Annotated in this window: 19 protein-coding genes and 1 pseudogene; 11 read left to right on the top strand and 9 right to left on the bottom strand. The window is 65.0% G+C overall.

Annotated elements, in window-relative coordinates:
• Positions 1 to 128: 128 nt before the first annotated feature.
• Positions 129 to 593: a GNAT family N-acetyltransferase gene (locus BGRAMDRAFT_RS31550; RefSeq protein WP_013338845.1), complete on the top strand. Its 465-nt coding sequence runs from the start codon at positions 129 to 131 to the stop codon at positions 591 to 593.
• Between the two features lie 16 nt (positions 594 to 609).
• Here BGRAMDRAFT_RS31550 and BGRAMDRAFT_RS31555 read toward each other — a convergent pair.
• Positions 610 to 1,529 (bottom strand): annotated as a pseudogene (locus BGRAMDRAFT_RS31555) (AraC family transcriptional regulator).
• A gap of 145 nt (positions 1,530 to 1,674) precedes the next feature.
• Between BGRAMDRAFT_RS31555 and BGRAMDRAFT_RS31560 the strand changes: the two are divergent.
• Positions 1,675 to 2,076 carry a gamma-glutamylcyclotransferase family protein gene (locus BGRAMDRAFT_RS31560; RefSeq protein WP_006052985.1) on the top strand — a complete coding sequence of 134 codons (402 nt, stop codon included), beginning with the start codon at positions 1,675 to 1,677 and terminating at the stop codon, positions 2,074 to 2,076.
• Between the two features lie 139 nt (positions 2,077 to 2,215).
• Here BGRAMDRAFT_RS31560 and aceB read toward each other — a convergent pair whose 3' ends face one another.
• Together aceB and BGRAMDRAFT_RS31570 are read right to left on the bottom strand one after the other, a co-directional pair.
• Positions 2,216 to 3,826 carry a malate synthase A gene (aceB, locus tag BGRAMDRAFT_RS31565; RefSeq protein WP_006052986.1) on the bottom strand — a complete coding sequence of 537 codons (1,611 nt, stop codon included), beginning with the start codon at positions 3,824 to 3,826 and terminating at the stop codon, positions 2,216 to 2,218.
• 96 nt (positions 3,827 to 3,922) lie between these two features.
• Positions 3,923 to 4,741, bottom strand: a complete 819-nt coding sequence (locus BGRAMDRAFT_RS31570) for a haloacid dehalogenase type II (protein ID WP_006052987.1) — start codon at positions 4,739 to 4,741, stop codon at positions 3,923 to 3,925.
• Between the two features lie 148 nt (positions 4,742 to 4,889).
• On the opposite strand from BGRAMDRAFT_RS31570, the gene BGRAMDRAFT_RS31575 reads away from it, so the two are divergent.
• Together BGRAMDRAFT_RS31575 and BGRAMDRAFT_RS31580 are read left to right on the top strand one after the other, a co-directional pair.
• Positions 4,890 to 5,792: a LysR family transcriptional regulator gene (locus tag BGRAMDRAFT_RS31575; protein ID WP_006052988.1), complete on the top strand. Its 903-nt coding sequence runs from the start codon at positions 4,890 to 4,892 to the stop codon at positions 5,790 to 5,792.
• 172 nt (positions 5,793 to 5,964) lie between these two features.
• A complete protein-coding gene (locus BGRAMDRAFT_RS31580; RefSeq protein ID WP_006052989.1) occupies positions 5,965 to 6,399 on the top strand; it encodes a universal stress protein in 435 nt (144 codons plus the stop codon).
• A 321-nt stretch (positions 6,400 to 6,720) separates the two neighbouring features.
• On the opposite strand, the gene aceA is transcribed toward BGRAMDRAFT_RS31580, so the two are convergent.
• The 3 genes from aceA to BGRAMDRAFT_RS31595 form a co-directional block, all read right to left on the bottom strand.
• Positions 6,721 to 8,028 carry an isocitrate lyase gene (gene aceA / locus BGRAMDRAFT_RS31585; protein ID WP_006052990.1) on the bottom strand — a complete coding sequence of 436 codons (1,308 nt, stop codon included), beginning with the start codon at positions 8,026 to 8,028 and terminating at the stop codon, positions 6,721 to 6,723.
• Between the two features lie 430 nt (positions 8,029 to 8,458).
• On the bottom strand, positions 8,459 to 10,072 hold the full coding sequence (locus tag BGRAMDRAFT_RS31590) for a DEAD/DEAH box helicase (protein ID WP_006052991.1): 1,614 nt from the start codon (positions 10,070 to 10,072) through the stop codon (positions 8,459 to 8,461).
• A gap of 480 nt (positions 10,073 to 10,552) precedes the next feature.
• A complete protein-coding gene (locus BGRAMDRAFT_RS31595) occupies positions 10,553 to 10,822 on the bottom strand; it encodes an acyl-CoA-binding protein (RefSeq protein WP_006052992.1) in 270 nt (89 codons plus the stop codon).
• A 169-nt stretch (positions 10,823 to 10,991) separates the two neighbouring features.
• Between BGRAMDRAFT_RS31595 and tsaB the strand changes: the two genes are divergently transcribed.
• From tsaB to BGRAMDRAFT_RS31615, 4 genes are all read left to right on the top strand, one after another.
• Entirely contained in the window at positions 10,992 to 11,810 is an 819-nt protein-coding gene (gene tsaB, locus BGRAMDRAFT_RS31600) for a tRNA (adenosine(37)-N6)-threonylcarbamoyltransferase complex dimerization subunit type 1 TsaB (RefSeq protein ID WP_044022031.1), read from the top strand.
• Positions 11,807 to 12,301: a ribosomal protein S18-alanine N-acetyltransferase gene (rimI, locus tag BGRAMDRAFT_RS31605; RefSeq protein WP_006052994.1), complete on the top strand. Its 495-nt coding sequence runs from the start codon at positions 11,807 to 11,809 to the stop codon at positions 12,299 to 12,301. The genes tsaB and rimI overlap by 4 nt, the downstream gene beginning before the upstream one ends.
• Entirely contained in the window at positions 12,288 to 13,460 is a 1,173-nt protein-coding gene (locus tag BGRAMDRAFT_RS31610; RefSeq protein WP_006052995.1) for a uracil-DNA glycosylase, read from the top strand. The genes rimI and BGRAMDRAFT_RS31610 overlap by 14 nt, the downstream gene beginning before the upstream one ends.
• 83 nt (positions 13,461 to 13,543) lie before the next feature.
• Positions 13,544 to 14,506, top strand: coding sequence for a DUF1853 family protein (locus BGRAMDRAFT_RS31615; protein WP_006052996.1), 963 nt, complete (start codon positions 13,544 to 13,546; stop codon positions 14,504 to 14,506).
• A gap of 16 nt (positions 14,507 to 14,522) precedes the next feature.
• On the opposite strand, the gene thiD is transcribed toward BGRAMDRAFT_RS31615, so the two are convergent.
• Both thiD and lplT read right to left on the bottom strand, forming a co-directional pair.
• Positions 14,523 to 15,332 carry a bifunctional hydroxymethylpyrimidine kinase/phosphomethylpyrimidine kinase gene (gene thiD / locus BGRAMDRAFT_RS31620; protein ID WP_006052997.1) on the bottom strand — a complete coding sequence of 270 codons (810 nt, stop codon included), beginning with the start codon at positions 15,330 to 15,332 and terminating at the stop codon, positions 14,523 to 14,525.
• Between the two features lie 82 nt (positions 15,333 to 15,414).
• Positions 15,415 to 16,722, bottom strand: a complete 1,308-nt coding sequence (lplT, locus tag BGRAMDRAFT_RS31625) for a lysophospholipid transporter LplT (RefSeq protein ID WP_006052998.1) — start codon at positions 16,720 to 16,722, stop codon at positions 15,415 to 15,417.
• A 218-nt stretch (positions 16,723 to 16,940) separates the two neighbouring features.
• Here lplT and alr point away from each other — a divergent pair, with 218 nt between their 5' ends.
• The 3 genes from alr to BGRAMDRAFT_RS31640 all read left to right on the top strand — a co-directional run bounded on the left by alr (position 16,941) and on the right by BGRAMDRAFT_RS31640 (position 19,884).
• Positions 16,941 to 18,011 (top strand): alanine racemase, encoded by a 1,071-nt coding sequence (alr, locus tag BGRAMDRAFT_RS31630; RefSeq protein ID WP_006052999.1) that lies wholly within the window; start codon positions 16,941 to 16,943, stop codon positions 18,009 to 18,011.
• A 62-nt stretch (positions 18,012 to 18,073) separates the two neighbouring features.
• The gene (gene radA, locus BGRAMDRAFT_RS31635; protein ID WP_006053000.1) at positions 18,074 to 19,450 is read left to right on the top strand and encodes a DNA repair protein RadA; all 1,377 of its coding nucleotides are present in this window, start codon (positions 18,074 to 18,076) and stop codon (positions 19,448 to 19,450) included.
• A gap of 155 nt (positions 19,451 to 19,605) precedes the next feature.
• The gene (locus BGRAMDRAFT_RS31640; RefSeq protein WP_006053001.1) at positions 19,606 to 19,884 is read left to right on the top strand and encodes a DUF2866 domain-containing protein; all 279 of its coding nucleotides are present in this window, start codon (positions 19,606 to 19,608) and stop codon (positions 19,882 to 19,884) included.
• 44 nt (positions 19,885 to 19,928) lie between these two features.
• Here the strand turns inward: BGRAMDRAFT_RS31640 and BGRAMDRAFT_RS31645 are convergent, their stop codons facing one another.
• Positions 19,929 to 21,071, bottom strand: coding sequence for a CaiB/BaiF CoA transferase family protein (locus BGRAMDRAFT_RS31645; protein ID WP_006053002.1), 1,143 nt, complete (start codon positions 21,069 to 21,071; stop codon positions 19,929 to 19,931).
• Positions 21,072 to 21,177 lie beyond the last annotated feature (106 nt).

Consider the following 21,177-nt stretch of genomic DNA (forward strand, 5'->3'; position numbering starts at 1 on the left):
CACTTCGAAAGAAGTGGGCTTTTTTTATTTGCGCTGCCTTTCCGCCTGGCTATGCTCGGGACAAACAGCCATTGCCAGCGCGCGCGGCCTGTTTTACCGTTTATCCGACTTCTCTTCGTCGTGCCGCCATGTTCGATCCAACCGAAGCTCCGTCACCGTTCCATCTGCGCAAAGCCAGCATGGACGACTTCGAGTTCGCCGAGGCGCTGACTCACGGCAACATGGGCGGCTACTATCAGCGGCATCATCTCGTCTGGCGCGGCGATCTTTTTCTCGGCAGTTGGCGCGAGTCCGAAAACTTCATCCTCGAAATGGACGGCAAGCCGATCGGCGTTCTGCGCATCACGCAGGAGGGCGATTCGCTGCATATTCGCGACGTGCAAATCGCCGAGGGCTACCGGCGGCTCGGCGCCGGCACCTACCTGCTCGACATGTCGCACCAATGGGCGCGCGAACGTGGACTACGCGAGCTGCAACTGCGCGTGTTCGTCGACAATCCCGCCGCGCGTCTCTATCAGCGCAAGGGCTACAAGCTGGCCGGGCCGCGCCTCGCGCAACTCGGCGCGATTCGTCATCTGGCGCGGCGGGTTTGAGTTCGCCGAGCGGCGCCTAGCGGCGGTCCGCGCCCGGCGCGATCGGATCGGCGCCCGTCGGCAAAGTCTGTTCAAGAGAAATTTCGTCTTGATCGGCGTCGTCAGCGCTTTCGCCATTTTCCAGCCGATGTTCCGAGCCGCGCTCGATAAACGCGCGCGGGCTTTCGCCAAAGGCACGGCGAAACATCGCAGAAAAAGCGCTCTGGCTTTGATAGCCCAACTCTTGTGCGACGTGCGACAGCGGCCGTCCCTGGCTCAGCAGCGGAATCGCGCGCGCCAGAATCGCCTGCTGGCGCCATTGCGAAAAGCTCACGCCGAGTTCCTGCCGAAAAAGCCGCGCGATGGTGCGCGTGCTCGCGCCCACGCTCGCCGCCCATTGCTCTAGCGATTCACCGGGCGTCGGGTCGGCGATCACCGCTTCGCAGAGCGCGCGCAGGCGCTTTTCGTTGGGCATCGGCACCGAAAGGGGCAGCGGCTCGGAACGCGTCAGCTCGTCGAGCGCGAGTGCGCCAAGCAGGCGCTCGCGCGCGGGCGAGAGGCCGGGCGTATCCAGCGCGGCAATGACTTCGCGCAGCAGATTCGACACTTCGACGACACGGGGCGCGTCGAGCCCCGCGGGCACCGTGCTTTCGGTGATGTACAACGTGCGTAGAAACGCGTCTTCGACGGCCACGACTTCGTGCGTCACATGCGGCGGCACCCAGATTGCGCGCGAGGGCGGCACCATCCACGTCGTGCCGGTCGTGGCCACGCGCAACACGCCGCGCGACGCAACGCGACCTGCGCCCACGCATGCTGGTGACGCGCGAAGTGCGAACCCATCGGCATGGGACGCGAGCGCACGCGGATCGGGTGCGCTTCGTTCGGCTGAAATTCTGGCGGCGTGTCGGTCAGGCTGACGAAGCTCGAGCGGTCCGAGCCGGCGTACGGAGTCATGGGCAAAGGTCGATCCATAAAACGAAACGCCACTGAACGAAGCGCGATCGCGGGCGGGCGGTTTCCTATTGTAGAGCGTGCGCGCTTTGCGACGTTGCATAATGGCCAGTCTGACCGACCACATACTCGAGGAGCACGAACGACGATGCAAACCGTCTTTGTCTACGGCACGCTGCGAGCGGGCGAAGTAAACGACATCCGCGAAGCTGCGGCGCGCAACGAGATCGCCGAGCCGACGCTGCTCGGCACGGCCACGGTTCGCGGCCATCTGTTCGACTTCGGCTCGTATCCGGGCCTGGTGGTCGACGATCAGGGTGTGGACGTGATCGGCGATGTGTACGAAATCGACGATGAACTCGTCGCCGTACTCGACGAAATCGAGGCCGTGTATCCCGGCGTCGAAGATCGTTTTCTGGCTCGCGACGTGATGGTGAAAGTGGACGGCAACGTGGTGAACTGCCGCTTCTATCCGGTCGCGCCGAACACGGTGAAGGGACTGCCGGAAATCAAATCCGGCGATTGGGTCAAGTATCGCGCGACGCGCTGATAGATAGCCCGCAAAAGCGTTGGCACGCCGCAAAAAAAACAGCCCGCGAGACAGCAAGCCTCGCGGGCCGTAAGGCCGGTCATTCTTTGCGCCCGCCGTGCGCCCGCTCGCCACTGCATTGCGACGCGGGCGCCCTTGCTCAGATTTCCTCGTAGAGCGGCAGCGTCAGGAAGTCCGTGAACTGCTCCGACGTCGACATCTGCTCGAAGATCTGCGCCGCGCGCTCGTACGGCTTCGTATCGCCGCCGACAGCCTGCTTCACCTTGTCGAGTTCCTGCACGGCGAGTTCGCGCACCAGTTCCGCCGTGACCTTGCGGCCGTCGTCGAGCGTGCCCTTCGGCGAGCGAATCCACTGCCACACTTGCGAGCGCGAGATCTCGGCGGTCGCGGCATCTTCCATCAGGTTATGAATCGGCACGCAGCCGTTGCCCGCGAGCCATGAGCCCAGGTAGTGAATGCCGACGTTGATGTTGTTGCGCAGACCCGCTTCGGTGATCGGCGCTTCCGGGCGGAAGTCCGTGAGATCCGTCGCGGTCACGAGCACGTCGTCGCGTTGCTTGCCGATCTGGTTCGGCTTGTCGCCGAGCACCTTCACGAACTCTTCCATCGCGATCGGCACGAGGCCAGGATGCGCGACCCAGCCGCCGTCGTAGCCGTCGCCGGCATCGCGCGCCTTGTCCGAGCGCACGCCGGCCATGGCCTTGTCGTTCGCGGCCGGATCGTTCTTGATCGGAATCAGCGCGCTCATTCCGCCGATAGCCGGCGCATTGCGGCGATGGCAAGTCTTCAGCAGTAACAGCGCATAGGCGCGCATGAAGGGCGACGTCATCGTGATCTGCGAGCGGTCCGCGAGGCAGAAGTCGCGGTCGGACTTGAACTTCTTGATCGCGGAAAAGATGTAGTCCCAGCGGCCGGCGTTCAGGCCCGAGCTATGTTCGCGCAGTTCGTACAGGATCTCGTCCATTTCGAACGCGGCGAGAATGGTTTCGATCAGCACGGTCGCGCGAATCGTGCCGCGCGGCACGCCGACCGCTTCCTGCGCGGCGACGAAGATGCCGTTCCACAGACGCGCTTCGAGATGGCTCTCCATCTTCGGCAGATAGAAGTAGGGGCCCGAGCCGCGCGCGACCAGTTCCTTCGCGTTGTGCACCATGAAGAGCGCGAAATCGAAGATGCCGCCGGACACGCGCTTGCCGTCCACCTTCACGTGCTTTTCGTCGAGATGCCAGCCGCGCGGACGCACGATCAGCGTGGCGACCTTGTCGTTCAGCCTGTAGCTCTTGCCGTTCTGCTCGAGCGAAATCGTGCGGCGCACCGCGTCCTTCAGGTTGATATGGCCGGTGATCTGGTTGTCCCAGCTCGGCGCATTCGAATCCTCGAAGTCGGTCATGTACGAATCCGCGCCCGAGTTCAGCGCGTTGATGATCATCTTGCGCTCGACCGGTCCGGTGATTTCCACGCGGCGGCATTGCAGGTCGCGCGGCAGCGGCGCGATGGTCCAGTCGCCTTCGCGCACGCTCTTCGTCTCGGCGAGGAAGTCGGGCCGCTCGCCGGCGTCGAGCCGCTTGGTCCGTTCGGCGCGTGCCTGCAGCAACTGCTGACGGCGCGGCTCGAACGTGCGATGCAGCGCGGCGACGAGCTCGAGCGCCTCGCGCGTGAGAATCGCTTCATAGCCGGGCTTGATTTCGCCGGTGATTTCCATGCCTTGCGGCAGGTCTAACGATGACAGCGATGGCAGCGAATTCGCCATGTTTTCTCCTTGGTCGGTCAGATTGCGAAGATGCAAAGTTGAGGTGCGGTTGTAATCGTTTGAGTGCGCTTGATGAGTCGGCTAAGGGAGGCGCGCCTATGCGCCCCCGCTGCTGCGCGGACGGCGCGTGCGGCTCGCGGCGGTGGCGCGTCCTGGGCGCGGCGCATCGCCGGCAGATGCGAGCGTGTTCACGAAAGCCAGCAGATCGTTCATGCCCGCGCCCGTGCCGTGCGGCGTCACGCCCAGTTCCTCGAGCGGCGCGTTCTGGCGGTTGAGCCAGAACGTCGTGAAGCCGAACCACGTCGCGCCCGCCACGTCCCAGCCGTTCGACGAAACGAAGACGATGTCGCGCGGCTCCACACCGAAAGCCTGGGTGCCGAGCGCATACGCGACCGGCGCGGGTTTGTAGGCGCGCACGGCGTCGACGGAAAGCACCTGGTCGAACAGGCCACTCATGCCCGCGCTTTTCACGGCGACGTCGAGCATTTGCGGATTGCCGTTGGAGAGAATCGCCAGGCCGGGGCGCGCGCTAGTCGCCGCTGACGACGAAAGCCCATCGCGCAAAAGCCGCAGCGCCGGCACCGCATCGGGAAACGCCGACAGACACGCGTATTCGTCCATCAGACGTTTTTCCGCGGTACGGCCGAGCGTGAGCTGAAGTTTTTTCGCGGAAAAGCGCAGAGCGTCGAGCGTGATGTCCCAGAACGGCCGATAGTGCGCGGCGCCTTCGCCGGCATCGGCGAGCGTGCGCAACTGCGTGTATTCGATCTGTTTCTGGCGCCACAACTGGGAGAGCGCGTCGCCGCGCCCGGGGAAGATCTGCTCCGCCGCGGCGACCACCGAGTGCACGTCGAACAGCGTGCCGTAGGCGTCGAAAATGATGGCTTTTGGGGAGAGTGTCGTTGTGGCCGACATTGCCGTGCGCTCCTGTCAGAGGTCGGGACAGATTGTATTAGCGGTACTGCGCGCTAAAAAAGAGGCTAAAGATCACTTGATCTTTTACTTTCATCCACCTAATCTGGCGCGCACCGGCCAACTTTGCCGCGCGAGCGGCGCTTCTTCCATGGACCGTTTCAAGCAGATCGAGACTTTCGTCACAGTCGCGGCCAAAGGCAGCCTGTCCGCGGCGGCGCTTGCCGAAGGCGTGGCGCCGGCGATCATCGGCCGCCGTATCGACGCGCTCGAAGAGCGCCTCGGCGTCAAGTTGCTGGTGCGCACGACCCGCAAGATCACGCTGACCTTCGAAGGCTCGGCGTTTCTCGAGGACTGTCAGCGCATCATTCACGACATGCAGAACGCCGAGGCGAGCGTGTCGGCGGGCGGCGTGAAGGCGAGCGGGCATTTGCGCGTTTCCGCGCCGGCCGGCTTCGGACGCCGGCACGTCGCGCCGCTGGTGCCGGCGTTCACCGTCGCGCATCCCGATGTGTCGATCACGCTCGATCTGTCGGACCGGCTCGTCGATCTGGTCAACGAAGGTTTCGATTGCGCGGTGCGGCTCGGCGAACTGCCTGATTCCTCGCTCGTGTCGCTCAAGTTGGGCGAAAACCGGCGCGTGTGCGTGGCGTCGCCCGCGTATCTGAGCCGGCGCGGCGCGCCGCACAGCCTCGCCGATCTCGCGCAGCACAACTGTCTCGCGCTCGGCGCGAGCGCCAATCAGCAGCGCGGCTGGATGTTCCAGCAGGACGGCAAAGTGGTATCGATCAAGGTATCGGGCACGATGGAATGCTCGGACGGCGCGGTGCTGCACGAGTGGTGCCTCGAAGGCCACGGCCTCGCGTGGCGCTCGTGGTGGGAAGTCGGCGCGGACATCGCGGCGGGCCGGCTCGTCAGCGTGCTCGACGAGTTCGCCGCGCCGCCCATCGGCATTCATGCGGTGTTTCCGCAGCGCCGCCATTTGCCGCTGCGCGTGCGGCTCTTCCTGGATTTTCTCAAGCATACGTATGGCCTTCCAGACTACTGGGGATGACGCCGCGCAACGGGTTTTCGATATTCGGACAGACCCGCAATAAGACCTGGGCGCCGGTTTCTGCGGCCTACAATCGGTTTTAAGGCGTGGATGAAAAGCGTCGCGGGGATTGCGCTTAAATCCGACCCGCAACCGCAGCAGCAACCCAACCGGACACGCAAACGGAGGGCACATGTTCAGGCACATTCTCGTCCCGACCGACGGTTCGGACCTCTCGCGCAAAGCGATCGCCGGCGCCATCGATCTCGCGCAGGCGGTCGGCGCGCGCATTACCGCGTACGCGTGCCTGCCGCAATATCCGTACGCGCCGTTCTCCGAGATCGCGGTCGAACCGCCGTCGGAGTTTCTCAACCGCAGCGAGCGCGAAGCGCAAGAGCATCTGCGCGAAGTCGAGTTCGCGGCGAGCCGCGTCGGCGTGGTCGTCGATCGACGCACGAGCGTGCATCCCGCGCCGTATCTCGGGATCATCGAAGCCGCGGAGCGCGGTGGCTGCGATGTGATCTTCATGGCGTCGCACGGACGGCGCGGTCTCGGCAGTCTGCTGATCGGCAGCGAAACGCAGCGCGTGCTCACGCACACGAAAATTCCCGTGCTGGTGTATCGCTGAAATCGCGGATACCGGCGCTTATCGTCGTCGCTATCGCCGTCGTTACGGCCGTGGTGATCGCTGATAGTGGAGAACGCGCCGGCGCCTGGGCCGGCGCGTCGTCCATTTGCCGCACAATCCGGTGATGCCTGGCTGTGCTGGCTTTATGCAGCCCCCGCCTGAATCATCAACTCCCTCCGGCGCTGCGCACAAGAACCGCCGATGAACCGCCGATGCGCCGCCGAAGCTCCTCCCTGCCGACGGCGGCCAGCCGGCGCAACCGCTGCGCCGCCCGTCCGCTGTCTATCTGCCTTTCATTTTTGCGATCAGGTCGCGAGACCGTTACGCGACTTTCTTGTCGAAGAACTGCTCGTCTTCCGTCGAGCCGTGCAGCGCCGTCGTGGATGCTTCGCGCTCGACCGTCTGCGTGACCGCGTCGAAATAGCCGGTGCCCACTTCGCGCTGATGCTTGACGGCGGTGAAGCCCTTTTCCGCTGCCGCGAATTCGGCCTGCTGCATCTCGACGAACGCCGTCATCTGATTGCGCGCGTAGCCGTGCGCGAGGTTGAACATCGAGTAGTTCAGCGCATGGAACCCGGCCAGCGTGATGAACTGGAACTTGTAGCCCATGGCGCCGAGTTCGCGCTGGAACTTGGCGATGGTCGCGTCGTCCAGATTCTTCTTCCAGTTGAACGACGGCGAGCAGTTGTACGACAGCAGTTGATCCGGGTACTCCTTGTGGATCGCGTCGGCGAATTTCTTCGCGAACTCGAGGTCCGGCTTGCCCGTTTCGCACCAGATCATGTCGGCGTAGGGCGCGTAGGCGAGGCCGCGCGAGATCGCCTGTTCGAGACCCGGCTTCGTGCGATAGAAACCTTCGACGGTGCGCTCGCCGGTCAGGAACGGCTTGTCGTTTTCGTCGACGTCGGATGTGATCAGGTCGGCGGCTTCCGCATCGGTGCGGGCGAGCAGCACGGTCGGCACGCCGGAGACATCGGCGGCGAGACGCGCGGCGGTCAGCTTGGCGATGTTTTCGCGCGTCGGCACGAGCACCTTGCCGCCCATGTGGCCGCATTTCTTCACCGAGGCGAGCTGGTCTTCGAAGTGCACGCCCGCGGCGCCGGCTTCGATCATCGCCTTCATCAGTTCAAACGCGTTCAGCACGCCGCCGAAACCGGCCTCTGCGTCCGCGACGATCGGCGCGAAGTAGTCGATATAGCCTTCGTCGCCCGGATTCTTGCCTTCCGACCACTGGATCTGATCGGCGCGCGTCAGCGTGTTATTGATGCGCTTGACGACGAGCGGCACCGAGTTCGCCGGGTAGAGCGACTGGTCCGGGTACATTTCGCCCGCCACGTTCGCGTCGCCCGCGACCTGCCAGCCCGACAGATAGATCGCCTTCAGACCTGCCTTGACCTGCTGCATCGCCTGATTGCCGGTCAACGCGCCGAGCGAGTTGACGAACGGCTCGGTGTTCACGCTATGCCAGAGCTTTTCGGCGCCACGCTTGGCGAGCGTGTGCTCGACCTGCACGGAGCCGCGCAGGCGGATCACGTCTTCGGCGGTATAGCTGCGCTTCACGCCTTTCCAGCGCGGATCGGTTTCCCATTGCTGTTGAAGTTGGCGGGCTTGTTCTTCGCGCGTCGTCATGATTTTCTCCTTGGTTGCCTAATGAACAGATGGTGGACTCTGTCTTCGTCGAAGCGGGCCGGCCGGCGCTCAGCGCCTAAGCGTTTCGTTTCGTGAAGTCTTATATAAGAGTCTAGGCAAATCGACAGACGCGCAATAGCCGGGCGGGCGCGATTTTCCAATAAATCTTTATTCGAATAATCAGTGGGTTATCTTCGACGTTCCGCATTAAGAAACGTTATTTTCCCTGCTGCAATGCCCGTCGTTGTGCTGTGCAGCACGATTTTTTACGACGCAAAAAATTTTTCCACATCGTGAAATTTAGGCGGCGATGCGTCGCAGGCGAAAAAAAACCGGCGCCTGGGCACCGGTTTTTCTGTCGACCAGCCGACGATGAAGCGCTGTCGGGGTCATTCAACCCATTGCTACGCAGAGCGTAGCGCTGCGTACGTTAGCTGCCGCGACGCGCGGTACGCGGACCGTCGCTGCGGCGTGCGCCGTAGCCGCCGTCACGCGAGCCGCCGTAGCCTTCGCGCGAACCGCTGCCTGCCGGCTTGCCGGCCCAACCGCTGCCATTGCCGCTGCCGCTGCGCGAGCTGCCTGCGCTGCCGGCCGGCTTGCCCGAGCCGCTGCCGAAGCGACGGCCGCCGCTATTGCCGCCGCCCGGACGGCCGCGGCCGCCAAAGCCAGGACGGCCGTTACCCGACGGAGCCGACTTGCGCGGCTCGAAGCCTACGACAACGTTCACCGGCAGCGGCGTGCGTACGAAGCGCTCGATGCGCTTGAGCGCGCCCTGTTCGGCGTGATGCACGAGGCTCACCGCGATGCCCGAGCGACCGGCGCGGCCAGTACGGCCGATACGATGCACGTAGTCTTCGGCGAACTTCGGCAAGTCGTAGTTGAACACGTGCGTGATGCCCGGAATGTCGATACCGCGAGCGGCGACGTCCGTTGCCACCAGCACGCGCACGCGACGCTCGCGCAATGCCTTGATCGTGCGGTTACGCGCGCCTTGCGGCAGGTCGCCGTGCAGTGCGGCCGATTCGAAACCGGCGTCGGCGAGACGTCCGGCCAGTTGATCGGCGTCCATCTTGGTTGCCGTGAAGACGATGGCCTGATCGAGGCCTTCGTCACGCAGCAGATGGTCGAGCAGACGGTCCTTGTGATCGCGGTCGTCCACGTAATGGACGGTTTGCGCGATGTTCGTGCGTTGTTCCAGGCGCTGAACAATCTCGATACGCTCCGGATCTTTCAGCAGACGGCCCGTCAGCGAACCGATCTTGCCGTCGAGCGTGGCCGAGAACAGCATCGTTTGACGCGTAGCCGGCGTAGCGGCGACGATCGTTTCGATGTCTTCGATGAAGCCCATGTCAAGCATGCGGTCAGCTTCGTCGAGCACGAGAATCTGCAGTTGCGACAGGTCGATACGGCCGCGTTCCAGGTGGTCGATCAGACGACCCGGCGTGGCAACCAGGATTTCCGGGTTCTTTGCCAGCAGCATCAATTGCTGACCATAAGCGACGCCGCCGAGAATGCTGACGGTGCGCAGGCGCTTGAGGTGCTTGCCGTACGTGGCGGCGGCGGTGGTGACCTGCATCGCGAGTTCGCGGGTCGGCGTCAGAACCAGCATGGTCGGACGTGCAACCGGTTGCGGACGGCGCGTGTTGCGGGCGCCGTCGGCCGGACGCGGCTCGCGCGGCTGGCTGGCTTGCGCCTTTTGCAATTGCGAGAAACGCTCGATGGCGGGCAGCATGAACGCGGCGGTCTTGCCCGAACCGGTCGGGCTCGAGACCATCAGGTCGCGGCCGGCGATGGCGGCGGGCACTGCGCGTTGCTGAACCGGCGTCGGGTTCTGATAGCCAGCGGCGGTCAGCGCGGAGACGACATCCGCGGACAGGCCGAGCGACGCGAACGACGGGCCGGCGGGGGCGGCGGCTTCAGCGGCGACGGCAGGCGCGGCAGCGGCAACAGCGGGTGCTGCGGCTTGCGCGGGTGCGTCGGCGAAACCGAGGGCCTGGTCGGCGATGGCGTTCAACGGGCTGCTGGGGGTATTGCTCGAAGTCATGAGAATCCTTAAAACACAGGGAATTAAAACGTCGGCGCCAATCGGCATACCCAAGTCGTCGGATTCAGCGAGCAAAGAAGCAGCGAGCAAATCGAAAAACGGGGGCAACTCGCACCAATGGAGGGCGAGTTTTTCGTTAGAAGCTGTATCGGATGCGACACGCCAACATTGGCTTGCCGCCAGCCTGGGACATGATCGCCCGTAGGGGGCTAGGCAGGAGGGGACAGGTTCTAAACTGGATTGGAGCTAAACGCTACGAGGCGCTGCGCCGCAAAGGCCGCTTGAGAAAGCCGGGCAAAGCAGTGAAGCGCAGGCAGCATTGTATAGGTATTTGTTGCACTGCGCCACTGTTAGGATATTTCCTAGCGCGAAACTTGCGCCGCGGGCCGACGCTGCGGCGCGTTGGGGCGCGTGTTTCGGCCGGCGTTTATGGCTGCGCTTATGGCCGAATTTCCAGCCGGATTCCCGCCCGCACGCGTGTCAGGCCGAGGCGCCGCTCTTCAGCGATTCCACGAGTTCCACGTATTGCTGCTTGGCTGCGTCCTGCGCTGTGCCCTTGAGCGCGGCCCACGCGTCGTACTTGTATTTGCCGACGATGTCGGTGAAGCCCGGCTTATCGCCCTGCACGTCGCCTTCGCTCGCCTGCTTGAAGAGCGCATAGAGGCGCAGCAGCGTGAGGTTGCCCGGGCGTTCGGGCAGTTGCTTGACGTCTTCCTGGGCCTGGGTGAACTGCGTGTCGAGGTTCGTCATCTTGATGCGCTCCGGCGCGGTGATCGGGTGGCCGACGATCATAACAATTGCATGCCGCGGCGTGGCCGAGGGCTTATTCCAAACGCCGGCGATCGCTGATCGGCGAACCGGCACCCGGATGCGGGCCCAAACCGCATCCGCGCGCGCCGTGCCGATTACAATACCGTCCATGACTCAGACCGTGCTTCTTGCCCTCGATACCTCCACCGAATTCTGCTCGGTCGCGCTGTTGTCCGTCGCCGTCGACGCCGCCGGCCACGTGCAAACCGAGCCGCGCGCGCGGGTCCGCCATGAGCAGACCGGCGCCGTCTCCAGCACGCGGCTTCTGCCCGCGATCCGCGAACTTTTCGACGAAGCCGGCTTGGCGCTCGCCGATTGCAACGCGATCGCATTCGGCTCCGGCCCCGGCTCTTTCACCGGACTTCGCACCGCGACGGGCGTCGCACAGGGACTCGCGTTCGGCCTCGATCTGCCGGTCGTGCCGATCAGCACGTTGCTCGTTTGCGCGGAAAGCGCCCGGCGCCGCGATCCGGCCGCGACGCGCGTGCTGGCCGCGCTCGACGCCCGCATGGACGAAATTTACTGGGCCGATTACACGTGGGACGACGCGCAAGGCGAGTGGCGCGTGCTGCAGCAAGCGTCGCTCGACACGCCTCAGCAGCTTGTCGTGCCGGCCGAGCCGTTCACGCTCGCGGGCAACGCCGCCGCGGCTTTCGGCGCGCGTCTGCCGGCCGCGTCCGCCGCCCGAACCGTCGATCACGACGCGCTGCCGCATGCGTTGCCGCTCGCCTACGCCGCGCTGCGGGCGTTCCACGCGGGACGCACGGTGCCCGCCGACCAGGCCGCGCCCGAGTACGTGCGCAACAAGGTCGCGCAGACCACGGCCGAGCGCATCGCCGAAAAAGCCGCGAAAGCGGAGCAGGCGGCGGCGCTCGCGGAGCGCCCGAACGGTGCGGAGGACACCCCGTTGCGCGAGGGCCGGCCATGAGCGGCGTGCTGCTGGCGGATCGCTACATGTCGCCGATGACCGAAGGCGATCTGGACGAAGTGGCTGCCATCGAAAAGCTCGCCTATGAATTTCCGTGGAGCCGCGGTAACTTCGGCGACTCGCTGCGCAACGGCTATTTCGGCATCTGTCTGCGGCATGTCACCGGCACGTTGATTGGCTATTGCGTGCTGATGCCCGTCGTCGACGAAATGCATTTGCTCAATCTGTGCGTCGCGCCCGACGCGCAAGGCGCGGGCGCCGGGCTCACGCTGCTGCGCGAAGCGGTGCGCATCACGCGCGCCGAAAAGCTCGACGGCCTGCTGCTCGAAGTGCGGCCGTCGAACCATCGCGCGATCCGGCTTTACGAGCGCTTCGGCTTTACGTCGATTGGCCGGCGCAAAAACTATTATCCGGCGCGGCATCGCAGCCGGGAGGACGCCATCGTGATGCGTTTATCGTTTGTCAGGGAGGGCGCGGATGGCGCTGCATGAATCGGTATTGGAAGAATTCGGACTCGCGCCGCGCTGGGTGCGTCGCGGCATGGGCGCGGTGCAGGAAGCGGCTGCCGGGCTGAGCGACGAGCCGCAGGGCACACGGGCCGACGATGCGGTCCACGCGCGAACGTCGGTTGAAACCGGACCGCGTGCTGACGGCGTTCAGACGCCACGAGCGGCAGCGCTGCCGCGTGAGCGGTCGCAGAGCGGGGAGCCGGCCGGGCGCGCCGCCGACTCGTCGCGCTTCGTCGAGAGCGCGCAGCAGGGCGCGGAGCTTGGCGGCCTTGGTGCGCCGCCCGTGTCCCAAGCGCGGCAGCAGCAGCGCGTGCAACCGGCAACCGACGGCAGCGATCCGCGAACTGCGCAGCCGCCGCGCACGCCTGAGCCGGAGCGCGGGCCTTCCATCGCCGCAAGCGATGAGCCGGCCGTGGCGCAGCCGCCGCGCCCATCGGAGCCGTCTTCTTTCGACGCCCCGCCTGACGACGGCTTCGCGTGGTTCGACGATCTGCCGCTGCATCCGCCGGGCGAGGGCGACGCCGACGCCGCCATGCCAGCGCTGCCCGCAATCGACACGCTCGACTGGGACGCGCTGAGCGAGCGCGTCTCGACCTGCGAGCGCTGCCGGCTGTGCGAGAAACGCACGAAGACCGTATTCGGCGTCGGCGATCGGAACGCGGACTGGATGCTGATCGGCGAAGCGCCAGGCGAAAACGAGGACCGCGTGGGCGAACCGTTCGTCGGCCAGGCCGGCAAGCTGCTCGACAACATGCTGCGTTCGCTGACGCTCGCGCGCGACAGCAACGTCTATATCGCGAACGTCATCAAATGCCGCCCGCCTGGCAACCGCAATCCCGAGCCCGACGAAGTCGCGCGCTGCGAGCCGTATCTGCAACGGCAGGTCGCGCTCGTCAAGCCGAAGCTGATCGTCGCGCTCGGCCGCTTCGCCGCGCAAAGCCTGCTCAAGACGGATGCGAGCATTTCGTCGCTGCGCGGCCGCGTCCACGAATACGAGGGCGTGCCGGTGATCGTCACGTATCACCCGGCCTATCTGCTGCGCAGCCTGCCTGACAAAGCGAAGGCGTGGGCCGATCTGTGCCTCGCGCGCGATACGTGGCGCGAGGCGGGCGGCGCGCCGTCGAATGCGGCGAGCCAGTGACGGTCGACCCACCGTCGGCGCCCCGACCTGACGCGGCCCGGCCTGACGCGGCCCGACCTGACGCGCCGCGCGCCGACGCGGCGATGCTTCGCGCCTTGCTCGACGCGTTGCATGACCCCGCGGTGCGCGATCTCGCGTGGCTGCTTCTGAGCGCCGATTTGTTGCGTCCGCAACCGCCGGCAGGCGAGTTGGCCACGCTTTTTCATACGCCGCAGGAACTCGCCGAAACGCTCGACTTTCTGCGCTCGCTCGACGCCGCGCCCGAACCCTTGCATCGCGATCTCGCGGCGACGCGCATCACGCGGCTTGGCCGGTACGCTGAACGTCTGCTGGGCTGGTTTCTGCAGCACGGACCGGCGGCGCGGCTCGTCGCGGCCGGTGTGCCGTTGCGGCGCGCGGGCGTCACGCTTGGCGAATGCGATTTTCTGCTCGAAACGCAAGAAGGCGCGCGGCTTCACTGGGAACTCGCGGTGAAGTGCTATCTGCATGCGGGCCATTCCGGCACGCACCACGCGTCAGAGCTATCGGACTATGTCGGCCCAAATCTGAAAGACCGCTTCGATCTGAAGCTCGCCCATCTGCTCGGCCATCAGTTGCTGTTGAGCGCGCGTGAAGACTTCGCGTCGGCCGGCTATCCGGGCTTGTGGACGCCGCAAATGTTCATCAAGGGCTGGCTGTTCTATCGGCACGGACACGGCGAGACGCCGGCCGATCCCGTCGAACTTGATCCCGCGCATGGCCGCGGCTGGTGGGTGACGCATGGCGAGTGGCTGCGGTTCGCGTCGGCGCATGGCCGGCATTGGCGCACGTTGCCGCGTCTCGAATGGCTGGCGCCGCGCCGCTATCGTGTGGACGAACAACACGCGGCCAGCACGCCCTTCGTCGATGCACAAACACTCGCGGCTCAAACCTCGCAGCAACACGTTCCGACGATGGTCGCCGCATTCGACGAAGACGCCACCGGCGATCTGCTCGAACGCAGTCGCGGTTTCATCGTGCCCGACGATTGGCCGCAGCGGGCAAGGGACTACGCACGGCAGCAGTAGCAGTGGGCGCGCTGCGTTACCACCATCGATAGAAATGATGCACCGGGCCGACGCCGCTGCCGACGTCGAGGCGATCGCTCGCCTGCAATGCGCCGGTCAGATATTCCTTCGCATCCGCGACCGCGCTCGCCAGATCGCCGCGTTGCGGGATCAGCGCTGCAATCGCCGACGACAACGTGCAGCCCGTGCCGTGCGTGTTCTTCACCGGTACGCGCGGACCTCCCAGACGCAGCGTGCCGCTCTCCTGCACCAGCCAGTCGGGACTGTCGGCGGCGTTCAAATGGCCGCCTTTCATCAGCACCGCGCGGGCGCCGAGCGCGCGCAGCGCTTCGCCTTGTTCGAGCATCGCGGCTTCGTCGGCAGCGGCTTGCGCGCCGCCGAGCAGCGCGGCGGCTTCGGGCAGATTGGGCGTCAGCAGATCGGCAAGCGGCAGCAGTTCGTCGCGCAAGGCCGCGACCGCGTCGGGCAGCAGCAGCGCATGGTTGCTCTTCGAGATCATCACGGTATCGAGCACGATGTGCGCGGGCTTGTGCCGGCGCAACGCGTCGGCGACGGCGCGCACGATCGACGCATTGGCCAGCATGCCGATCTTCACGGCGTCGATACGGATGTCGTCGAACACCGCGTCGAGTTGCGCGCTGACGAAGCCCGCGTCCGGCGCGTGAATCGCGGTGACGCCGCGCGTGTTCTGCGCGGTCAGCGCGGTGATCACGCTCGCGCCGTAAGCGCCGAGCGCGGAGAAGGCCTTCAGATCGGCCTGAATGCCGGCGCCGCCGCCCGAGTCGGAACCGGCGATCGTCAGCACATTGGGAATCGATTGGGTCATGGCAAAGCGGACTGGCACAGCAGCGTAAAGCCGCGGAGACGGTTGACGGTGGGCAGCCCGACAACCGGGCCGCGCGCGTGGTTCAGTGCTTGACTTCGCCGATCAGCGCGACCGAGTCGAACGCGCGCTGATTCGCCTGGTGACGTCGCATGACGAGCCACATCATCACGCAGACGAAGGTGCCGAACAGCACGATCACCGCCGCGACCGGCACGTCGAGCCAGACGAGCACCGCGTACAGGCACAGCATGACAAGCACGGAGAGATTTTCGTTGAAGTTCTGCACGGCGATGGAATGGCCGGCCGACAGCAGCACGTGGCCGCGATGCTGGAGCAGCGCATTCATCGGCACCACGAAGAAGCCCGACAGGCCGCCCACGATCATCAGGAAAATGTACGCGAAGATCAGATAACCAGGCACATGCATGCGGCCGAAATACAGCCCCCAGTGAGCGGGGAACAGGTGGCGCGTGTAGAACGCCATCAGCATCACGGCAATGCCCATCATGATGCCGACCGGCAGCACCGACAGCGACTTTTTGAGCGGCACGCGCGAAGCCGCGAAGATCGCGCCGGCCGCGACGCCGACGGCCACCACCGCCTGCAGAATCGCGGCTTCGGAGAGCGACATGCCGAGCGACACTTCCGCCCACTTCAGCACGATGAATTGCAGCGTCGCGCCCGCGCCCCAGAAGAGCGTGGTGACGGCCAGCGAAATCTGCCCGAGCTTGTCGCGCCACAGCACGACGAAGCAGTCGGCGAAATCGGTCACGAGCTTGATCGGACCGTGCTGCTGCTTCGGATAGCGCGCGCCGGTATCGGGAATCCGCAGATTGAAGAGCGCCGCGATCACATAGATCACCATGATCACGAGCATCGCCGCTTCGGCGGGCGTGTTCACTGTGGGAATGTGGTGCCGCAGAATGGGCGCCGCGATATGCGGACTGATCAGCGCGCCGCCGAGCACGGTGCCGAGAATGATCGAGCCGACCGTGGTGCCTTCAATCCAGCCATTGGCGGCAACCAGGCGGTCAGGCGGCAGCAGTTCCGTGAGAATGCCGTATTTGGCCGGCGAATACGCCGCCGCGCCGAAACCGACAATACCGTAGGCAATAAGCGGATGCGCGCCGACCAGCATCGTGATGCAGCCGAGCACCTTGATCGTGTTCGTGATGAACATCACGCGTCCTTTCGGACGGGAATCGGCGAAGGCGCCCACGAAGGCGGCAAGAACGACGTACGACAGCACAAAGAACAGCTTGAGCAGCGGCGTCATCCAGTTCGGAGCGTGAAGATCTTTCAGCAGTGCGATAGCGGCGATCAGAAGCGCATTGTCGGCCAGCGACGAAAAAAACTGCGCGGCCATGATGGTGTAAAAACCTTTTTTCATCTGATGCGATGCTGTCCTCGCTGCGGTCTGTCCGCCCCGGCCGTTTGTTATGCGTCCGGGCTTATGCCGTTCGAAATGGGTTGTGCGCACGGCTTTATATCATGAAAATAGCTGCATTCAGACTAGCAGAATCCTTGATCGCACCGCCCAGCGGGCTGCCGCGCGTTGAAAACGCCCTGTAAGCCGCTGATTCGCAAGCGTCTTTACGAAAATATTCCATGCCGCGCCCCCTCTCAGCCACGATTCACACGTCCGCCCTTGCCAATAACCTTGCCGTCGCGCGCCGCTATGCGCCCAAATCGAAGATCTGGGCGGTCGTCAAGGCCAACGCCTACGGGCACGGCCTCGCGCGCGCTTTTCCAGGTTTGCGGGCAACCGACGGCTTTGGGTTGCTGGACCTCGAAGAAGCCGTGAAGTTGCGTGAATTGGGCTGGGCCGGCCCGATTCTTTTGCTCGAAGGCTTTTTTCGTCCGACGGACATCGACGTCATCGACCGCTATAGCCTCACCACGGCGCTGCATTCGGACGAGCAGTTGCGCATGCTGGAAATGGCGCGGCTCTCCAAGCCCGTCAACATCCAGTTGAAGATGAACAGCGGCATGAACCGGCTCGGCTACACGCCGGAAAAATTCCGCGCGGCGTGGGAGCGGGCGCGCGCCTGCCAGGGCGTCGGCCAGATCACGCTAATGACCCATTTCTCCGACGCCGACAGCGAGCGCGGCGTGGCTCACCAGATGGAAGCGTTCGAGCGCGGCGCGCAAGGCATCGCCGGCGCGCGCAGCCTCGCTAATTCCGCTGCGACGCTGTGGCATCCGCAATCGCATTTCGACTGGGTGCGGCCGGGCATCATTCTGTACGGCGCGTCGCCTTCGGGCGTGTCCGCGGCGATCCAGGGCACGGGCTTGCAGCCGGCCATGACGCTCGCGTCGGAACTGATCGCTGTGCAAAACATCGCGGAAGGTCAGACCGTCGGCTACGGCTCGCTCTTCAAGGCGCGCGGGCCGATGCGCATCGGCGTGGTCGCGTGCGGCTATGCGGACGGCTATCCGCGGGTCGCGCCCGAAGGCACGCCGGTGATCGTGGACGGCGTGCGCACGCGGATCGTCGGACGCGTTTCGATGGACATGCTGACCGTCGACCTCACGCCGGTTCCCACGGCGAACGTCGGCTCGCGCGTCGAATTGTGGGGCGCGTCGTTGCCCATCGACGATGTGGCGCGCGCGTGCGGCACGATTGGTTATGAGCTGATGTGCGCGGTCGCGCCGCGGGTTCCGGTGCGCGCGGAATGACGTAGGCAACGGCAAACAACAACCAAGCAACATTAGAACAACCGCAACTCGGGCAGGAACGCGTGGCAAAAGCAAAAACGTTGTACGTATGCAGTGAATGCGGCGGTCAATCGCCGAAATGGGCAGGACAATGCCCGTCATGCCAGGCCTGGAACACACTGGTCGAATCGGTTGCGGAAGCACCTTCCACGCATCGCTTCCAGTCGCTCGCGAAGAGCGCGCCGGTGCGGCGCCTCGCGGACATCGAAGCGTCCGACGTGCCGCGCTTCACCACCGGCGTCGGCGAATTCGACCGCGTGCTCGGCGGCGGTCTGGTGCCGGGCGGCGTGGTGTTGATCGGCGGCGATCCGGGCATCGGCAAATCGACGCTGCTGCTGCAGTCGCTCGCTGAAATTGCAGCCGACAAACGCGCGCTCTACATCAGCGGCGAGGAATCGGCTGCGCAAATTGCGTTGCGCGCGCAACGATTGTCGCTGCTCGAACCGGGGTCGAAGGCAAGCGAGCTGCAATTGCTCGCCGAAATCCAGCTGGAAAAAATTCAGGCGACGATTGCCGACCAGCGGCCCGATGTCGCCGTCATCGATTCGATCCAGACCGTGTACTCGGACGCGCTCACGTCCGCGCCCGGTTCCGTCGCCCAGGTGCGCGAGTGCGCGGCGCAATTGACGCGCATCGCGAAGCAGTCGGGCACCACGATCATCATGGTCGGCCACGTCACGAAAGAAGGCGCGCTCGCGGGGCCGCGCGTGCTGGAACATATCGTCGATACGGTGCTGTACTTCGAGGGCGACACGCATTCGTCGTTTCGCCTCGTGCGCGCGATCAAGAACCGCTTCGGCGCGGTCAACGAGCTTGGCGTGTTCGCGATGACCGAGCGCGGTTTGCGCGGCGTCGCCAATCCGTCGGCGCTTTTTCTGTCGCAGCATGAACAGTCGGTGCCGGGCTCGTGCGTGCTGGTGACGCAGGAAGGCACGCGGCCGCTGCTGGTGGAAGTGCAGGCGCTGGTCGATTCCGCCAATGCGCCGAATCCGCGGCGTCTCGCGGTCGGCCTCGAACAGAATCGTCTCGCGATGCTGCTCGCGGTGCTGCATCGGCATGCGGGCATTGCCTGTTTCGATCAGGACGTGTTCCTGAACGCGGTGGGCGGCGTGAAGATCACCGAGCCGGCCGCTGACCTCGCGGTGCTGCTCGCGATTCATTCGTCGATGCGTAACAAGCCGCTGCCCAAAGGTCTCGTGGTGTTCGGCGAAGTCGGCCTCGCCGGCGAAATCCGGCCGTCGCCGCGTGGTCAGGAACGTCTGAAGGAAGCGGCCAAGCTCGGCTTTTCGGTAGCCGTGATTCCGAAGGCCAATGCGCCCAAGCAGCCGATAGAAGGCTTACAGGTCGTTGCGGTCGAGCGTATCGAACAGGCAATCGACCGGGTCCGCACGCTCGAGTAGACGGGCGTTTCGCCGCTGCCGCGACCGGGGCGCGCGCGGCGCTTGCCGTAATGCGCGGTAAATATCTCCAGGTTGGCTGTAACCAACAAGCCCTTCCTTTTTCCTTAAGCTGCCAGGGTATTGCATCCCTTCGATGCCGGAAAAAGGATCGCGCCTTGAAACAGTCACATGAAACCGTAGCCGAGCGGCCGATACAGGTGCGCGGTTGCCGGGTCTCCGCGCCCATTCAGCAACCGTGGGGCGGCGCTTGCCGGATTGTCGAGTGGATCGACCGGACCGGACAGATTTCGCGCCGCGTGGTAGCGGGCGACGCTACCGCCGCCGACGTGCGCGCGACCATCAATCGCCACGTGGAAGGCCGCAAGCATCTGCTTTACGACGATGAAAAGACGCCGCGTCAGACGTTGCCGCGGCAGACGGTGGCGCGGCGGTAGTTGTCGGCGGCGTCCTCGGGTTGGGATGAGGAGCGAAGGGCGCTTTAGCCTTCGCTTTCCTTGTTGCGCTGACCGAACGCGTCGAGCTCGTGGTTCGGCTCATGCGCTTGATCCGCTTCCTGCGTTTCATACGCCCGCGGATCAAACAGCACATGCCGCGCCGCTTCCGCCGCCGTCAGTACAGGCGAGACGCAGCAATCCAGCGGCTCGAGCAGCGCGACCCATTCATCGAGTGCGCGCGAGCCGAACACGTCGGCAAGCTCCTGCGTGAGCGAGGCGGCGTCCGGTCCGCCAATCGCCTGACCAAGACTCCAGTGACGCGTGGCCCACTCGGGGCGATCGAGCGCCATGCACAAGCTCTCCCAGAACTTCAGTTCGAGCGCGCCGACCGCGAGCCAGCGGCCGTCCAGCGTGCGGTAGAGGTTGTAGCAGGGCACGCCGCCGTTCAGCAGACCCGAACCCGCGCGTGTTTCTTCCGGCGCCTGTCGCGCTGCGCTTGCCGCCATGTTTCCCGCTGCGCTTGCCGCTATGTTTGCCGCGGCATTCTCATTGGCAAGCGCAACTTGCGCGACCACGTTATGCGCATGCGTGGCGTGCGTCATGGAAACGTCGACAAAGCGGCCCTCGCCGCCGCGCGACACCTGCCACAACGCGGCGAGAATCTGCGTGACCGCGCTAAGCGCGCCGCCGAGCAGATCGGCGATCTGAAAGTTGGGCACGATAGGCGTGCCGTCGCGACTCTGGAGTTGATCCAGCACACCCGCGTAGCCGATGTAGTTCAGGTCGTGCCCGGCGCGATCGGCGAATGGTCCGCGCGCGCCGTAGCCGCTAATCGCGCAGTACACCAACCGCGGATTGGCCGCGCGCAAGGTCGCGTAGCCGACGCCGAGCCGGTCCATCACGCCCGGCCGGAAGCTTTCGATCAGCACGTCCGCCTCGGACGCGAGCGCGCGCAGCACATTGCGTCCCGCTTCGGATTTGAGGTCGAGACGCGTCTCGCGCTTGCCGCGATTGACGAGCCGGTAGAACGCGCCGGGCCGCCCGGCTACGCGGTCGCTCGACGACTGCATCATCGTGCGGGTAGGGTCGCCGGCGCCGGGCGCTTCGATCTTCAGCACGTCGGCGCCGAGTTCCGCAAGCCGCAAAGCGGCAACCGGGCCGGGGAGCAGGCGCGTGAGGTCGAGCACGCGCAGGCCCTTTAGAGGCGGTGGCGCGGCGTCGGCCGGCGCGGACTCGCCGAAAGACGAAGCAGATGAAGCAGATGCAGCGGAAGACGTCGCAGATGACAAAGCC

Origin of the sequence: Paraburkholderia graminis C4D1M, assembly GCF_000172415.1 — a bacterium.
GTDB lineage: Bacteria > Pseudomonadota > Gammaproteobacteria > Burkholderiales > Burkholderiaceae > Paraburkholderia > Paraburkholderia graminis.

Excerpts from the sequence above, each read along its gene's own strand:
- BGRAMDRAFT_RS31550 (WP_013338845.1), top strand. The coding sequence starts at position 129 with ATGTTCGATCCAACCGAAGCTCCGTCACCGTTCCATCTGCGCAAAGCC.
- BGRAMDRAFT_RS31560 (WP_006052985.1), top strand. The coding sequence starts at position 1,675 with ATGCAAACCGTCTTTGTCTACGGCACGCTGCGAGCGGGCGAAGTAAAC.
- aceB (WP_006052986.1), bottom strand. The coding sequence starts at position 3,826 with ATGGCGAATTCGCTGCCATCGCTGTCATCGTTAGACCTGCCGCAAGGC.
- BGRAMDRAFT_RS31570 (WP_006052987.1), bottom strand. The coding sequence starts at position 4,741 with ATGTCGGCCACAACGACACTCTCCCCAAAAGCCATCATTTTCGACGCC.
- BGRAMDRAFT_RS31575 (WP_006052988.1), top strand. The coding sequence starts at position 4,890 with ATGGACCGTTTCAAGCAGATCGAGACTTTCGTCACAGTCGCGGCCAAA.
- BGRAMDRAFT_RS31580 (WP_006052989.1), top strand. The coding sequence starts at position 5,965 with ATGTTCAGGCACATTCTCGTCCCGACCGACGGTTCGGACCTCTCGCGC.
- aceA (WP_006052990.1), bottom strand. The coding sequence starts at position 8,028 with ATGACGACGCGCGAAGAACAAGCCCGCCAACTTCAACAGCAATGGGAA.
- BGRAMDRAFT_RS31590 (WP_006052991.1), bottom strand. The coding sequence starts at position 10,072 with ATGACTTCGAGCAATACCCCCAGCAGCCCGTTGAACGCCATCGCCGAC.
- BGRAMDRAFT_RS31595 (WP_006052992.1), bottom strand. The coding sequence starts at position 10,822 with ATGACGAACCTCGACACGCAGTTCACCCAGGCCCAGGAAGACGTCAAG.
- tsaB (WP_044022031.1), top strand. The coding sequence starts at position 10,992 with ATGACTCAGACCGTGCTTCTTGCCCTCGATACCTCCACCGAATTCTGC.
- rimI (WP_006052994.1), top strand. The coding sequence starts at position 11,807 with ATGAGCGGCGTGCTGCTGGCGGATCGCTACATGTCGCCGATGACCGAA.
- BGRAMDRAFT_RS31610 (WP_006052995.1), top strand. The coding sequence starts at position 12,288 with ATGGCGCTGCATGAATCGGTATTGGAAGAATTCGGACTCGCGCCGCGC.
- BGRAMDRAFT_RS31615 (WP_006052996.1), top strand. The coding sequence starts at position 13,544 with ATGCTTCGCGCCTTGCTCGACGCGTTGCATGACCCCGCGGTGCGCGAT.
- thiD (WP_006052997.1), bottom strand. The coding sequence starts at position 15,332 with ATGACCCAATCGATTCCCAATGTGCTGACGATCGCCGGTTCCGACTCG.
- lplT (WP_006052998.1), bottom strand. The coding sequence starts at position 16,722 with ATGAAAAAAGGTTTTTACACCATCATGGCCGCGCAGTTTTTTTCGTCG.
- alr (WP_006052999.1), top strand. The coding sequence starts at position 16,941 with ATGCCGCGCCCCCTCTCAGCCACGATTCACACGTCCGCCCTTGCCAAT.